The following is a 14,297-nucleotide window of genomic DNA, read 5'->3' on the forward strand; positions in this document are numbered from 1 at the left end:
TCTTAGCCTTAATTGCACATGCGCTTAGTCCGCTAAAAACAGCGGTCCCATTGGCGGCTTCGGTAGGTCAAAATGGTCCGGATAATCCACAGAGACCAGATACAGCCCTTCCGCTTTCGCCGTTGCTGCCGCCAGCGTTCTGTCCTTTGCCGCTAACAGCTCTGCAATCCAGCTCTCCGGCTGGTGTCCGGCACCCACTTCCATCAGGCTGCCTGTAATATTCCGCACCATATGATGTACAAAGGCATTGGCTTTGATGTCCACCACCACATACGCGCCATAACGACTGACGTTAATGTGCATCACGTTACGCCACGGTGTGCGCGACTGGCACTGCACCGCACGGAACGAGGTAAAATCATTTTCACCCAGCAGACTCTGGGCCGCGCGATGCATACGATCGGCATCCAGCGGCTCATAGTAATGGGTCACCCCCTGGCCTAAGACCGCGGGGCGAAGACGCTGATTGTAGATGATGTAGCGATAACGGCGCGCGGTGGCGCTAAAGCGCGCGTGAAAATCATCCGGCACATCTTTCACCCAACGCACCGCGATGTCACCAGGTAAATTCGCATTTACACCCAGCGTCCATGCCGCGTCTTTACGCACCGCAGTAGTGGTGAAATGCACTACCTGGCCCGTGCCATGCACCCCCGCATCGGTACGACCGGCACAGAAGACGCTGATGGGTTCATTCGCCACCTGAGAGAGCGCTTTTTCCAGCTTTTCCTGGACGCTGCGCACCTCATTCTGGCGCTGCCAGCCATAATATTTACTGCCATCGTACTCAATGCCGAGGGCAATCTTATGTACTGGCTTGTGTTCCACTTCTGACATCAGTACAGATACTCCTGCACCAGTTTTTCAGCGATCTTCACCGCCATCAGCGCGCCGCCGAAACGGACGTTATCGGCAACCGACCAGAACTGTACCTGTTCCGGCATGCCGTAATCGTTACGCACACAGCCTACGGAAAGATGCCCGTTGCCCGTCGCGTCGCCGACCTGCGTCGGGAACTCACTCTCTTCGCTCAAGACAATATCCTCGCCGCGCGCAAAGGCATCGCGGGCCTCTTCTGCCGCCAGCGGGCGCAGCGCTTCGAAGTTCACCATTTGAGCGTGGCCGTAGAAGACCGGCGACTGCACGCAGCTGGCGGAGATCATCAGCCCTTCGTCCTGCATAATTTTGCGGGTTTCATCGACAATACGGCGCTCATCAGCCACGCTACCTTCCCGATCCGGCAGGAGTGGCAACATATTGAAAGCCAGCTGACGTCCAAAGAAGTCGTCTTCGTCAACAGGAATACCGTTCAGTAGCTTCGCGCTCTGCCCCGCCAGGGCATCCACCGCTTTTTTACCCCGCGCGGATGCGGAGAGCAGGCTGGTAACGGTGATGCGCGATAAGCCGCCATCGTCGATCAGCGGTTTCAGCGCGGTAAGCAGCTGGCTGGTAAGGCTGTTCGGCACGGCAATGATGTTGCGATTGCGATAGTCGGCCAGCACAAAGGGGTTAACATCCGGCACGACCAGCGGGACATCGGGTTCAAGGGCAAACAGACCGCTCAGGTCAATGACCAGACAGCCCGCATTGGTCGCCTCTTCGGCGTAGGCTGCGCTGGCTTCAACGCCCGCGGCGAAGAAGGCCAGTTGGGCCTGAGTCCAGTCGAACTGCGCGGCATCCTGTACTATCACCGATTTACCGGCAAAGCGCAGATACTCCCCCGCGCTCTCGGTACGCGCCAGGGCAAAGATCTCACCCACTGAGAACTGACGCTCGGCAAGCGTTTCAAGCAGGGCTTCGCCCACGGCACCCGTGGCGCCCAGTATGGCAATGTTCCAGCCTTCAGACATGGTGGTTTACTCCAGAAAAAAGCGTCCCTGCCGGGATCGCCGACAGGGAGCATAAAGAAGATATTAACGTACCGGATGATGAACGGCGTTGAAACCCAGCTTATGCAGCATGGACGCGGCATTGGCGTCATCACACATGATATACAGGGAAGACCATTCGCGACGCTCATGGTAATGCTTGCGCAGCTTGTCAAATTCACCCGGAATACCCGCCACTTTACGCAGCAGCGCGTCATCGCGGCGCACATCATACACTAAATGGACCAGCCTTTTTAGCGTCGACTCATCGAATGGGCCATGCAGCGTCAGGCGGCCGAACTCCGGCGTCGGCAGCAGCGTGTCGAGCGCTACCTGCTGCGCCTGGCCAATGAAGGCGCTATAGGCCTCAAAGACCTGGGTGGTGCCGCGCGCTTTCCCCTCAAGGGTGTAGCCTGCAATGTGCGCGGTGCCAATATCCACCTTCGCCAGTAATTCGACGTTGAGATCCGGCTCCGGCTCCCACACGTCCAGTACCACGCTCAGATCCTGTCCGGCGTCGAGACGGTTCAGGAGCGCGGCGTTATCCACGACCGGCCCGCGACAGGCGTTAATCAGAATAGTGCCAGGCTTAAGGGCGCGGAGGAGTGCGTCGTCGACGAGATGCAGCGATTTATAAGGACCATCTTTGAAGAGCGGGGTATGGAAAGTCAAAACGTCACACTCTGCCACCAGCTGCTCCAGCGAATGGAACTCGCCTTCGTCACCCCGATCGGCACGCGGCGGATCGCAAAGCAGCGTACGTATGCCTAGCGCCTCAAGGCGTTTTTGCAGGCGACCGCCCACATTCCCCACCCCGATAATGCCCACGGTGCGATCGCGCAGGGCAAAGCCGTCGCGTTCGGCCAGCATTAAGAGAGCGGAAAAGACATACTCCACCACTGCGATGGCATTACAGCCGGGGGCGGCAGAAAAGCCAATACCGGCCTGTTTCAGCCATGTATCATCCACATGATCGGTGCCTGCTGTTGCGGTGCCGACAAATTTCACCGGCTTACCGGCCAGTAACGCCTCATTCACCTTCGTTACCGAGCGCACCATCAGGGCATCCGCGTCGTCCAGTTCCGCGACGGGGATGGGGCGACCAGCAACCGCTTTTACATCGCCCAGACGGCTGAAAAGCTCACGCGCGTAAGGCATATTTTCATCAACGAGGATTTTCACGGCTGAGTACCTGTTTGAGAGGAAGAAAACCTGCCAAGTGTGCCATAATCTCGCCGCCAGGCATACACGTAAACCCGGTTTACGGTGAGTAATGACTTTAAGGATTGATAGACGATGCAGCCCATTTCAGGCACGCCGCCGCGCCCTCCGGGTGAAGGCCCCGTAGCCCCTTCGAACGTTGGCGAACAGCCTCTCTCCACGCAGCAGCGCACCGTGCTGGAGCGCCTTATTACGCGTCTTATTGCGCTAACGTCGCAACAAAACGCGGAGGTCTGGGCCGGGGTTAAGCATGATCTGGGGCTGAAGAATGACACTCCGTTGCAATCGCGCCACTTCCCTGCGGCCGAACAGAATCTTAACCAGCGCCTTAACGCTGCGCAGCAGAATCACACTACGCGTCAGATGGTGTCACAACTGACGGAGTTGTTAAGCCAGGGGAATAACCGCCAGGCGGTGAGTGATTTTATTCGCCATGAGTTCGGACACACGGCGCTAAGCCAGTTGACGCCGGAGCAGCTAAAGACGGTGCTGACGCTTTTACAGAATAAAGAGCTGACCATCCCTCAGCCGCAACAGCGGCCCGCGACGGAACGTCCGCTTCAGCCTGCCGAGCACAACACTCTTAAACAGATGGTCACCCGGCTGGCTGCCGCTACCGGCGAGCCAACGAAGCTTATCTGGCAGTCGATGCTGGAGCTTTCAGGGGTGAAGGCGGGAGAGCTCATCCCGGCGAAACAGTTCACCCATCTGGTTACCTGGCTGCAGGCGCGCCAGACGCTGAATGCCCAGAGTGCGCCAACGCTGCACACGGTGCAGGCCGCGCTGAAACAGCCACTGGAGCCACAGGAGTTCGAGACGATACGCGACTATGCCCAGCAGAACTGGCAGGCGACGCCGCAAACGGTGCTGACGACCGCTCAGGTGCAGGATATCCTGAACCAGATCTTCGTTCGCCGTGCCGAACGTGAGAGCGGCGTGCCAGAGGCACGCAATATACAGCCTATTTACAGCCCGCTGTTTGCCCCGGTTGTCGAGACATTCCGAACGCTGACTGCACGTCCGGGATTGATGTTTGTGGCGCTGATGGTCGCGCTGGCGCTGTTCTGGCTGGTAGTCTGACAGGCTTCTCCTCAAGGATGAGGAGATCCCCCGGCAGCGAGCTACCCTTTACGAAATGCCAGCAGCGTAACGACAATCCCCACGACGGCTGAAACGGCCCCTGCCAGAAATACCGACGGATAACCCATCGAGGTTGCCAGTAGCCCTGCCAGCGGGCCGGTTACGCCGTACGAGATATCCTGAAACGCCGCATAGCCACCCAGTGCCGTGCCGCGCACCTGCGGCGCCACACGCTTCACCACTTCTACGCCCAGCGCCGGGAAGATGAGCGAACAACCGCAGCCGGTTAGCGCCGCCCCGAGGAGTGCAACCGAAGCCACTGGCGCTTGCCACAACATCAGCAGACCTACCGTCTCGATCGCCAGCGACGCGACGGCAACCTTCACCCCGCCAAAGCGATCCGGCATCCAGCCAAAAAGCACGCGCATCAGTACAAAAGCTCCGCCAAACGCCGTCAGGGTAAAGCCCGCCATTGCCCAGCCGCGGCTCATAAAGTAGAGCGACACGAAGGTCCCAATAACGGCGAATCCCACTCCCTGCAACGCCAGCCCCAGACCTGGCTGCCAGATCTGCCCGACTACGCTCCATAGCGACGGTCGCTCGCCTTTATGGGCAGGCACCTTTCGTACCGGGCCGTTAAAGGCCCAGGCCAGCAATGGCAGTAGCATGGTGGTGCCGGCCAGCGCAGCAAAACCAAAATGGCTGTGAATCAGCAGACCCAGCGGCGCACCCGCCGCCAGAGCACCGTAGATAGCCATACCGTTCCAGGACATCACTTTCCCGGAGCGCGCAGGGCCAACCAGCCCCATTCCCCAGGTGAGGGTCCCGGTCAGAAGCTGGCTTTCACCAAAGCCCAGAATAAGGCGACCTACAATGAGCAGCGCGAATTTCACCACTGCATCCACCGGCAGTAGCGCCGCCAGCAGCCAGGCACCGCCGGCCAGCCCACAGGCAAACATTCCCTGTAACGCCGAACGTTTGGCGCCATGCTGATCCGCCAGTCGCCCGGCGTAGCCACGGGTTAGTACGGTAGCTAAAAACTGAACACCCACGGCAATGCCGACCAAAGTATTGCCGTAGCCCAGCTCCTGGTGAACAAATAGGGGGATTACCGGTAGCGGCAGGCCGACGGTCATGTAGGTGAGAAACACCGCGAAGGCGATGCGAAACAGCGAGACATTCGCTGAAGAGCTTTCTTGTTGGGTTACTGCTGTCATGCTTTACTCCAAAATGAAGAGTAAGGCGGGGAGAAATGCCACGCCCCCTCTACCTGACGATCAGGATTAAGGTGCGTTGGTTGACGTTAAACGCTTACGCATTACCGTGATGATAATGTTTAGCCAGAAAGTTTGCCTGTTGGATCAGCATCTTGTCAACGTAAAAAAGGGAGCCCTGAGGCTCCCTTTTTGCAAACTGCCTGAACTTACGCGTTCAGCTTACGCATTACCAGCGTGGCATTGGTACCACCAAAACCGAAACTGTTAGACATAACAGTATTCAGTTCACGCTCGGTTGGCGCGGTCACGATGTTCAGACCCGCAGCCTGCTCGTCCATCTCGTCGATGTTGATGCTTGGGGCAATAAAGCCGTGTTCCAGCATCAGCAGAGAGTAGATAGCTTCCTGCACGCCAGCTGCACCCAGAGAGTGGCCGGTCATTGCTTTGGTTGCAGAGATAGCCGGGCTGTTGTCGCCGAAGACTTCACGAATCGCACCCAGTTCTTTCACATCGCCTACCGGCGTGGAGGTGCCGTGGGAGTTCAGGTAATCGATTGGGGTGTCAATGCCGTGCATCGCCATCTTCATGCAGCGCACTGCGCCTTCGCCAGACGGAGCAACCATATCTGCACCATCGGAAGTTGCACCGTAGCCAACGATTTCAGCGTAGATGTGAGCACCACGCGCCAGGGCGTGTTCCAGCTCTTCAACCACAACCATGCCACCGCCGCCTGCGATAACGAAACCGTCACGGTTTGCATCATAGGTACGGGAAGCCTGGTCAGGCGTTTCATTGTACTTGGTAGAGAGCGCACCCATTGCGTCGAACTCACAGGCCATTTCCCAGCCCAGCTCTTCGCCGCCGCCAGCAAACACGATGTCCTGTTTACCTAACTGGATCTGCTCAACCGCGTTACCGATGCAGTGCGCGGAGGTCGCACAGGCAGAGCTGATGGAGTAGTTAACGCCATGGATTTTGAAAGGGGTTGCCAGGCACGCGGAGACCGCAGAACCCATTGCTTTGGTGACGACATACGGGCCAACCGCTTTCAGACCACGCGGGCTACGCATTGCGTCAGCACCAAATACCTGCGCCTTAGACGAACCACCGGAACCGGCGATCAGACCCACACGTGGGTTGTTCTGATAAACGTCTTCGCTCAGGCCAGCATCAGCAATCGCTTCCTGCATGGAGAGATAAGCATAAATAGAGGCATCGTTCATGAAACGAACCACTTTGCGGTCGATCAAACCGGTGGTGTCCAGTTTGACGTTACCCCATACGTGGCTACGCATACCTGAATCTTTAAACTCTTCAGAGAAAGTGATCCCGGAGCGTCCTTCACGCAGAGATGCCAGGACTTCCTGCTGGTTATTACCGATGCTGGAAACGATGCCCAGGCCAGTAATCACTGCACGTTTCATTCAATACCTCTGTAAGTCGCACTAAAGTAAGTTTCGAGTCGCACAATAGCGTACACTTGTACGCCGAACAAGTCCGATCAGCCAATTTCTGCGGAAATTTGCACCCTCAGGCACACATCGCTAAGATCGTGCCACTGCCTGTCAGACGAGTAACTTACGTGAAACATAACGCTATACAACCCGCCAACCTCGAATTCAACGCTGAGGGTACACCTGTTTCCCGAGATTTTGATGACGTCTACTTCTCTAATGATAACGGACTGGAGGAAACTCGTTATGTTTTCCTCAACGGAAACCACATTCTTTCGCGCTTCCCTGACCACCCGCGCAGCCAGTTTGTGGTGGCTGAGAGCGGTTTTGGTACGGGTTTAAACTTTCTTACCCTCTGGCAGGCGTTTGCGCATTTCCGCACCGCACACCCCGACGCTACCCTGCAAAGATTACATTTCATCAGTTTTGAAAAATTTCCGCTGACCCAGGACGATTTGATCCTTTCGCATCAGCACTGGCCAGAACTCGCCCCCTTTGCAGAGCAGCTGCAAAAGCAGTGGCCCCTGCCGCTGCCGGGGTGCCATCGCCTGATCATGGACGAGGGGCGCGTCACACTCGATCTGTGGCTTGGGGACATCAACGCGCTAACCGAAACCCTGGATGACTCGCTTAATCAGAAGGTCGATGCCTGGTTTTTAGATGGCTTTGCCCCGGCGAAAAATCCGGAGATGTGGAATGACAATCTGTTTTCTGCAATGGCGCGCCTGGTGCGCCCGGGCGGGACATTTGCGACCTTTACCTGCGCCGGTTTTGTCCGTCGCGGGTTAAAAGAGGCCGGTTTCAGCGTGCAGAAGGTAAAAGGTTTTGGCCGCAAACGGGAAATGCTGGTGGGGGTGATGGAGCAGGACAACGCCTCCCCGGCCCGCGCCCCCTGGTTTGCCCGCAGCGGCAGTGAGAAACGGGAAACGGCCATTATCGGCGGCGGCGTCGCCAGTGCCCTTCTCGCGCTGGCCCTGATTCAGCGCGGCTGGCAGGTCACCTTGTACTGCGCCGACGACGCCCCGGCCGCGGGAGCGTCCGGCAATCGCCAGGGGGCGCTTTACCCGCTACTTAGCGCTCACGACCCGGCCCTGAGCCGCTTTTTCCCCGCGGCCTTTACTTTCGCCCGTCGTTTCTACGATGCCCTGCCGGTTAGCTTTGATCATGACTGGTGCGGCGTAACCCAGCTCGGCTGGGATGAAAAAAGTCAGCAAAAAATCGACCAGATGCTTTCACTGGGGCTGCCGGCTCCCCTCGCCGCAGCGGTGAATGCGGAGCAGGTGCAGGAAACAACCGGGGTGGAAACCGGCTGCGGTGGCATTCAGTACCCGCTCGGCGGCTGGCTCTGCCCGGCAGAACTCACCGCAGGCGCTATCGCCCTCGCCTGCCAGCGCGGTTTACAGGTGCACTACGCCCGCACCGCAGCATCTTTAACGCGTGAAGAGGCACAGTGGACGATTACCTTTAGCGACGGCCAGCGCGAGCAGCATCACGCGGTAGTGCTGGCCAACGGGGAAAATATCAGTGGGTTCAGTCAGACAGAGGCCCTACCGGTCTATCCGGTGAGTGGCCAGGTCAGCCATATCCCGGCGGCGCCTCGGCTCAGCCAGCTGCGCCAGGTACTCTGTTATGACGGCTACCTCACGCCACAGAATCCCTCCAACGGCCAGCACTGTATTGGCGCCAGTTATCATCGCGGCGAGACCGAGGCTCGCTATCGCGAAGAAGATCAGCAGCATAATCGTCAGCGCTTGCTGGACTGCTTCCCCAGTGCTGAGTGGGCTAAAGAGGTGGATGTCAGCGGCAAGCAGGCCCGTAACGGGGTGCGCTGCGCCTCGCGCGATCATCTGCCGATGATCGGTAACGCGGCAGATTACGACGCCACGCTGGCGCGCTATGCCGATCTGGCAGGCAATAAAGAGAACGCCGACTCTGCACCAGTGTGGCCCGATCTCTATCTGCTGGGTGCGCTGGGTTCGCGTGGCCTCTGCTCCGCGCCGCTGGCGGCAGAGGTGCTGGCATCGCAAATGAGTAATGAGCCTATTCCGCTGGATGCGACGACCCTGGCGGGATTGAATCCGAACCGGCTATGGGTGAGAAAATTGCTGAAAGGAAAGCAGGTAAAATAGGGGTACTTCCCTCTCCCGCGGGAGAGGGAGGGTAAAGCTTAGTGCTTGCTGGCCTGCTGGAACAGGTTGTCCCACATGCCCACCACCAGAGACTGGTCGCGTGGGTTGAGTTCACCGGCCTGAATCGCTTTTTCAAGGCTGCGGCTCACCCCCTGGTGCACGGCCTGCGGAGAGTGATCGTCACCCGCTTCCAGCTCGGCAATCGCCAGCGTCAGGTGCCCACGCAGATAACCGCTGGCAAACAGTTCATCGTCACTGGCGTGCTCTACCATGTCATCAATTAACGCCAGGATGCGTGATTCAAATTCTGCGATCATCTTCTTTCCTCAATTAAGATCTTCCGGCCACGGGAACTGCTCCGCCGTTATGGCCGGTGTGTGATAATAGTTTTGCAGCGCCTGGATAAAGCGCGCCGGGCGTTCCGGTATTCCCTTATCCAGGTACGTCATGACCTGCGCATGCACGCGACGTTGAAACGCGATACGATCCGGTTCGCACTCGCCTTCCAGATTGTCGCAGCTGACGTTAAAGGGAAAACCCGCCGCGACGCAGAACAACCATTCGAGGGACTGCGGTTTCACTTCCACATCCTCAAATTGCCCCTGCGTCGCGGCGTCGCGACCGTCCGGGCAGTACCAGTAGCCGAAATCGACCTGCTCGCGGCGGGCTTTTCCGGCAATGCACCAGTGTGAGATCTCGTGCATGGCGCTGGCATAAAATCCGTGGGCAAAGACGATCCGGTTGTACGACACTTCTGCATCTGCAGGAAGATAGATCGGTTCGTCGTCGCCTTTAATCAGACGGGTATTAAAATCATCGGCAAAGCAGCCGTCGAAAATGGCGATCAGCTGTTCATATTTATGCGTACTGTTCATTAGTTCATCCCCAACCAGCTGAGGATCTCCTGTCCGTGGCTGTCATAAAGTAGTTTTGCACTCATCACCGCCGAGACGATCACGATCATCGGACGAATGAGCTGTTGCCCTTTGCTGAGCACCAGGCGCGACCCCATTCGCGCTCCAAGAAATTGTCCTGCCATCATGACAAAACCGGTTGCCCAGATCACCTTTCCGCCGATGATAAACAGCAGCAGGCCGCCCAGGTTCGAGGTGGCGTTGAGCATTTTGGCATGGGCGGTGGATTTAGCGAGGTTGAAACCGGCCAGGGTGACAAAGGCCAGCGCGTAGAACGACCCGGCCCCCGGCCCGAAAAAGCCGTCGTAGAATCCCACGCAACCCCCGGCGATGAGGGCAAACGGCAGACCGTGCAGTCGGCGCTGGCGGTCCTCTTCGCCCAGTTTTGGCATAAGCAGGAAGTAGAGACCAATGCAGATGACCAGCAGCGGCAGGATTTGACGTAAGATGTCGGACTGAACGTGCTGCACCAGCAGCGCCCCGCTCGTTGAGCCGATAAAGGTCATCAAAATATTGAGTTTCTGATCGGCAATGCTGACCACTTTGCGGCGCACAAAATAGAGCGTGGCGGAGACGGATCCCCCGCAGGCCTGCAGCTTATTGGTCGCCAGCGCTTGCGCCGGACTCATCCCTACCGCTAACAGCGCAGGGACAGTTAACAACCCGCCGCCGCCCGCCAGGGCATCGATAAAGCCCGCCAGCATAGCGACAAAAAAAAGTGCCAGCAGCAGCAGCGGTGACACCATAAATAACTCAACGAAATTATCCATTACAGTACATGCTCGTCCAGTAGCGCCTGACAGGAAGGGGGCAGCGGAGGCGGTGTCTTCTTCTCAGGTTTAGTGGTACCCGGTTTTGGCGGTTCAAACCAGCTTTGTAATTCCATGCCACAGCCGTCGCCATCCGGAGGCAAAGGCTGATCTTCACACTCCAGGCTGTTTGCCGGGCAGCGCAGCCGGACGTGCATATGCGCGCGATGCTGGAACCACGGCCGCACTTTGCGCAGCCAGTCACGATCGCTGCCGGCATCCTGGCAAAGACGCTGTTTAATGGCCGGGTTAACAAAGATGCGCGTCACGTCGTTGTCTTTTGCCGCAAGCTTGATCAGGCTAAATACCTCTGGGGTCCAGAGCGACGGCACCACGTTTTTGCCGTCACGCGCTACCAAATCCAGCGCCTGGGGCTTTAATAATTGCGAAGACGTCCAGCGTGTTTTAGGGAGTTGCAGGAAGATATCGACATCCAGCCCGGTCTGATGGCTGGCGTGGCCGCCATTGAAGCGCCCGCCCGCTGGCATCCCCATATCGCCTATCAGCATCGTTCCCAGCCCGAGAGTGTTAACCTGGGTACCCAGACGTTCGATAAACGAGACCAGATCCGGATGGCCGAAGTAACGTCGCTGATCGGTGCGCATGACTTGATACGTGCTGGATTGCAACGGCAGCGCTTGCGCGCCGACGATACAGCCATTCGAGAAGGCGCCAATAGACTGCGCGCTTCCCGCCACCGGATGGGTAATCTTCTGCCACGGCGTCGCTGCCAGGCTGGCTCCGCTGGCAACCAGCGCCAGCAGAGCAATTGCGGTTTTTTTCATGTTTACCAGCGTGGAATGGTGGTCGTCACATCCGCATTCTGCGCGCGCTGGCGCAGGAAGTGATCCATCAGCACGATGGCCAGCATCGCTTCTGCGATCGGCACCGCGCGGATCCCCACACAAGGATCGTGACGCCCTTTGGTGATCATCTCAACGTCTTCGCCAGAGCGGTTAATCGTGTGACCCGGCACGGTGATGCTGGAGGTCGGTTTCAGCGCAATATTGGCCACAATGTGCTGACCGCTGCTGATACCCCCCAGAATGCCGCCCGCATGATTGCTCTGGAAGCCCTCTTTGGTAATTTCATCGCGATTCTGACTACCGCGCAGCGCCACAACGCCGAAACCGTCGCCAATCTCCACCCCTTTCACGGCGTTGATGCTCATCATCGCGTGGGCGATATCAGCATCCAGGCGGTCGAAGACCGGTTCACCCCAGCCCGCAGGAACACCCTCCGCCACAACCGTGACTTTGGCACCGATGGAGTCGCCCTCTTTTTTCAGGCCACGCATCAGTTCGTCCAGCGCCTCAAGTTTATCGGCATCGGCACAGAAGAACGGGTTTTGTTCGACCTGATCCCAGTCTTTGATCGCCAGCGGAATGTCGCCCATCTGGGTCAGGCAGCCGCGGATCACAATGCCAAATTTCTGGGCCAGATATTTCTTGGCAATCGCCCCTGCCGCCACGCGCATCGCTGTCTCACGCGCGGAAGAGCGTCCGCCGCCGCGATAGTCGCGAAAACCGTATTTTTGTTCGTAGGTGTAATCGGCATGGCCCGGACGGAACACATCTTTAATGGCGCCGTAATCCTGCGAGCGCTGGTCAGTGTTTTCAATCAGCAGACCAATGCTGGTGCCGGTTGTGCGGCCTTCGAAAACACCGGAAAGGATCTTGACGCTGTCCGGCTCGCGACGCTGCGTGGTGTAGCGCGAGGTGCCCGGGCGACGACGGTCGAGGTCGTGCTGTAAATCCGCTTCTGTCAGTTCGATGCCTGGCGGCACGCCATCAACGATACAGCCCAGCGCCAGCCCGTGTGACTCACCGAACGTGGTCACGCGGAATAATTGTCCAATACTGTTTCCTGCCATCACGGCTCCGTTGTCGTTGTTCTGTATTTGAGCGTTGTGAAACGGGCCGAAGCCCGCTGGATTAATCTTTGTAGATGCTGAAGTATTCGCGCGCTGCGATCAGCTGCGCTTTGGTCAGCATAAAGACGCCGTCGCCACCGTTGTCAAATTCGAGCCAGGTGAACGGCACATCCGGGTACTGCTCTATCAGATGTACCATGCTGTTGCCCACTTCACAAATCAGAACGCCGTCGTCGGTCAGGTACTCTGGCGCGCAGGCCAGAATGCGGCGGGTCAGTTTCAGGCCGTCGCTACCGGAGGCAAGACCCAGCTCTGGTTCGTGGCGATACTCGTTTGGCAGATCGGACATATCTTCCGCATCGACGTACGGCGGGTTGGTGACAATCAGATCATATTGCAGCTTCGGCAAATCGCGGAACAGATCGGAGCGGATCGGCGTAACGTGATGGATCAGTCCATGCTCTTCGATGTTATGTTCCGTCACCGCCAGCGCGTCGGAAGAGATATCGACCGCGTCCACCTCCGCTTCCGGGAAGGCGTAAGCACAGGCAATAGCTATACAGCCGCTACCGGTGCACATATCCAGAATATGTTCAGGCTGATGGTCGATAAGGCCAGAGAACTGATTGTTAATCAGCTCACCAATAGGCGAACGCGGAACCAGCACGCGCTCATCAACGTAGAATTCGTGGCCGCAGAACCAGGCTTTATTGGTGAGGTAGGCTACCGGAATACGCTCGTTCACGCGGCGAATGACGCGCTCAACGATACGGTGTTTCTCGCTGGAGGTCAGGCGCGCAGTGCGCATATCTTCCGGGATATCCAGTGGCAGATAGAGCGACGGCAGAACTAACTGCACCGCTTCGTCCCACGGGTTATCAGTACCGTGACCATACCAGATGTTGGCGGCGCTGAAGCGGCTAACCGACCAACGCAACATGTCCTGAATGGTATGCAGCTCATTCACTGCTTCATCGACAAATATTTTATCCACTTTTCCCTCCAGGGCATGCTCGCTAATTTTTCGGCGGCTAGTTTGCCATGAAGACGGCGATAAATCAGCATTGTCAGCAACGGCTGGCGTTTAAAAAATGCGTTTTGCGGGGCGGGTAGTCAGGTACACTGTGGCAAACAGAAGATGAGACGACCAAATGAAAAAGAAAACATCGCTCAGCGAGGAGGATCAAACGCTGTTTCGTCAGCTCATGACCGGCACGCGTAAAATTAAGCAGGACACCTTTGTCCACCGCCCGCAGCGTAAAAAAATCACCGAGCTACCGGTAAAACGCCTGATCTCAGAGCAGGCCGATGCCAGCCACTATTTCTCGGATGAATTTCAGCCGCTGCTGAATACGGAAGGGGCGATGAAGTATGTGCGCCCGGATGTGAGCCACTTTGAGCTGAAGAAATTGCGTCGGGGTGATTATTCGCCGGAGTTATTTCTCGATCTGCACGGATTAACCCAGATGCAGGCCAAACAGGAGCTGGGCGCATTGATCGCCGCCTGCCGTCGGGAGCATGTTTTCTGCGCCTGCGTGATGCACGGCCACGGAAAGCATATTCTTAAACAGCAAACCCCGCTCTGGCTTGCCCAGCATCCGCATATTATGGCTTTTCATCAGGCACCCAAAGAGTACGGTGGAGATGCCGCATTACTGGTGCTGATTGAGGTGGAAGAGTGGCAGCCGCCTGAGCTGCCCTGACAGAAAGGCGGGTGCTAAGCGCCCCGCCT

The 14,297-nt window shown here is 57.6% G+C and carries 14 protein-coding genes; 3 read left to right on the forward strand and 11 right to left on the reverse strand.

Annotated features, from left to right (window positions below; all coding sequences use genetic code 11):
* Window positions 1–24 precede the first annotated feature (24 nt).
* From truA to pdxB, 3 genes are all read right to left on the reverse strand, one after another.
* A complete protein-coding gene (gene truA, locus B3B59_RS15055) occupies window positions 25–837 on the reverse strand; it encodes a tRNA pseudouridine(38-40) synthase TruA (RefSeq protein WP_046884671.1) in 813 nt (270 codons plus the stop codon).
* Complete coding sequence (locus tag B3B59_RS15060) at window positions 837–1,850, reverse strand: aspartate-semialdehyde dehydrogenase (RefSeq protein ID WP_286809451.1); 1,014 nt, start codon at window positions 1,848–1,850, stop codon at window positions 837–839. Before B3B59_RS15060 ends, truA begins: the two co-directional genes overlap by 1 nt.
* 63 nt (window positions 1,851–1,913) lie before the next feature.
* Window positions 1,914–3,050, reverse strand: coding sequence for a 4-phosphoerythronate dehydrogenase PdxB (pdxB, locus tag B3B59_RS15065; RefSeq protein ID WP_046884670.1), 1,137 nt, complete (start codon window positions 3,048–3,050; stop codon window positions 1,914–1,916).
* Between the two features lie 114 nt (window positions 3,051–3,164).
* Here pdxB and flk point away from each other — a divergent pair, with 114 nt between their 5' ends.
* Window positions 3,165–4,169 (forward strand): flagella biosynthesis regulator Flk, encoded by a 1,005-nt coding sequence (gene flk / locus B3B59_RS15070; protein WP_212477659.1) that lies wholly within the window; start codon window positions 3,165–3,167, stop codon window positions 4,167–4,169.
* A 41-nt stretch (window positions 4,170–4,210) separates the two neighbouring features.
* Here the strand turns inward: flk and B3B59_RS15075 are convergent, their stop codons facing one another.
* Both B3B59_RS15075 and fabB read right to left on the reverse strand, forming a co-directional pair.
* Window positions 4,211–5,386: an MFS transporter gene (locus B3B59_RS15075; protein ID WP_040074629.1), complete on the reverse strand. Its 1,176-nt coding sequence runs from the start codon at window positions 5,384–5,386 to the stop codon at window positions 4,211–4,213.
* A 206-nt stretch (window positions 5,387–5,592) separates the two neighbouring features.
* Window positions 5,593–6,810 carry a beta-ketoacyl-ACP synthase I gene (gene fabB / locus B3B59_RS15080; RefSeq protein WP_207292159.1) on the reverse strand — a complete coding sequence of 406 codons (1,218 nt, stop codon included), beginning with the start codon at window positions 6,808–6,810 and terminating at the stop codon, window positions 5,593–5,595.
* Window positions 6,811–6,968: 158 nt separating this feature from the next.
* Between fabB and mnmC the strand changes: the two genes are divergently transcribed.
* Window positions 6,969–8,969, forward strand: coding sequence for a bifunctional tRNA (5-methylaminomethyl-2-thiouridine)(34)-methyltransferase MnmD/FAD-dependent 5-carboxymethylaminomethyl-2-thiouridine(34) oxidoreductase MnmC (gene mnmC / locus B3B59_RS15085; protein ID WP_286809453.1), 2,001 nt, complete (start codon window positions 6,969–6,971; stop codon window positions 8,967–8,969).
* A gap of 38 nt (window positions 8,970–9,007) precedes the next feature.
* On the opposite strand, the gene B3B59_RS15090 is transcribed toward mnmC, so the two are convergent.
* The 6 genes from B3B59_RS15090 to prmB form a co-directional block, all read right to left on the reverse strand.
* Window positions 9,008–9,286, reverse strand: coding sequence for a YfcL family protein (locus tag B3B59_RS15090; RefSeq protein WP_040074625.1), 279 nt, complete (start codon window positions 9,284–9,286; stop codon window positions 9,008–9,010).
* Between the two features lie 9 nt (window positions 9,287–9,295).
* Window positions 9,296–9,844, reverse strand: a complete 549-nt coding sequence (locus tag B3B59_RS15095; RefSeq protein WP_046884667.1) for an elongation factor P hydroxylase — start codon at window positions 9,842–9,844, stop codon at window positions 9,296–9,298.
* The gene (locus B3B59_RS15100; RefSeq protein WP_040074622.1) at window positions 9,844–10,653 is read right to left on the reverse strand and encodes a sulfite exporter TauE/SafE family protein; all 810 of its coding nucleotides are present in this window, start codon (window positions 10,651–10,653) and stop codon (window positions 9,844–9,846) included. The genes B3B59_RS15095 and B3B59_RS15100 overlap by 1 nt, the downstream gene beginning before the upstream one ends.
* On the reverse strand, window positions 10,653–11,477 hold the full coding sequence (gene mepA, locus B3B59_RS15105; RefSeq protein ID WP_286809454.1) for a penicillin-insensitive murein endopeptidase: 825 nt from the start codon (window positions 11,475–11,477) through the stop codon (window positions 10,653–10,655). Before mepA ends, B3B59_RS15100 begins: the two co-directional genes overlap by 1 nt.
* Window positions 11,478–11,479: 2 nt before the next feature.
* A complete protein-coding gene (gene aroC, locus B3B59_RS15110) occupies window positions 11,480–12,565 on the reverse strand; it encodes a chorismate synthase (RefSeq protein ID WP_286809455.1) in 1,086 nt (361 codons plus the stop codon).
* A gap of 61 nt (window positions 12,566–12,626) precedes the next feature.
* Complete coding sequence (gene prmB / locus B3B59_RS15115) at window positions 12,627–13,559, reverse strand: 50S ribosomal protein L3 N(5)-glutamine methyltransferase (protein ID WP_040074619.1); 933 nt, start codon at window positions 13,557–13,559, stop codon at window positions 12,627–12,629.
* Between the two features lie 157 nt (window positions 13,560–13,716).
* Here prmB and smrB point away from each other — a divergent pair, with 157 nt between their 5' ends.
* Window positions 13,717–14,268 (forward strand): endonuclease SmrB, encoded by a 552-nt coding sequence (smrB, locus tag B3B59_RS15120; protein WP_040074618.1) that lies wholly within the window; start codon window positions 13,717–13,719, stop codon window positions 14,266–14,268.
* Window positions 14,269–14,297 lie beyond the last annotated feature (29 nt).

It is taken from the genome of Leclercia sp. UBA2479 (assembly GCF_002341985.1).
GTDB lineage: Bacteria > Pseudomonadota > Gammaproteobacteria > Enterobacterales > Enterobacteriaceae > Enterobacter > Enterobacter pneumoniae.

Excerpts from the sequence above, each read along its gene's own strand:
- truA (WP_046884671.1), bottom strand. The coding sequence starts at position 837 with ATGTCAGAAGTGGAACACAAGCCAGTACATAAGATTGCCCTCGGCATT.
- B3B59_RS15060 (WP_286809451.1), bottom strand. The coding sequence starts at position 1,850 with ATGTCTGAAGGCTGGAACATTGCCATACTGGGCGCCACGGGTGCCGTG.
- flk (WP_212477659.1), top strand. The coding sequence starts at position 3,165 with ATGCAGCCCATTTCAGGCACGCCGCCGCGCCCTCCGGGTGAAGGCCCC.
- B3B59_RS15075 (WP_040074629.1), bottom strand. The coding sequence starts at position 5,386 with ATGACAGCAGTAACCCAACAAGAAAGCTCTTCAGCGAATGTCTCGCTG.
- fabB (WP_207292159.1), bottom strand. The coding sequence starts at position 6,810 with ATGAAACGTGCAGTGATTACTGGCCTGGGCATCGTTTCCAGCATCGGT.
- B3B59_RS15090 (WP_040074625.1), bottom strand. The coding sequence starts at position 9,286 with ATGATCGCAGAATTTGAATCACGCATCCTGGCGTTAATTGATGACATG.
- B3B59_RS15095 (WP_046884667.1), bottom strand. The coding sequence starts at position 9,844 with ATGAACAGTACGCATAAATATGAACAGCTGATCGCCATTTTCGACGGC.
- B3B59_RS15100 (WP_040074622.1), bottom strand. The coding sequence starts at position 10,653 with ATGGATAATTTCGTTGAGTTATTTATGGTGTCACCGCTGCTGCTGCTG.
- mepA (WP_286809454.1), bottom strand. The coding sequence starts at position 11,477 with ATGAAAAAAACCGCAATTGCTCTGCTGGCGCTGGTTGCCAGCGGAGCC.
- aroC (WP_286809455.1), bottom strand. The coding sequence starts at position 12,565 with ATGGCAGGAAACAGTATTGGACAATTATTCCGCGTGACCACGTTCGGT.
- smrB (WP_040074618.1), top strand. The coding sequence starts at position 13,717 with ATGAAAAAGAAAACATCGCTCAGCGAGGAGGATCAAACGCTGTTTCGT.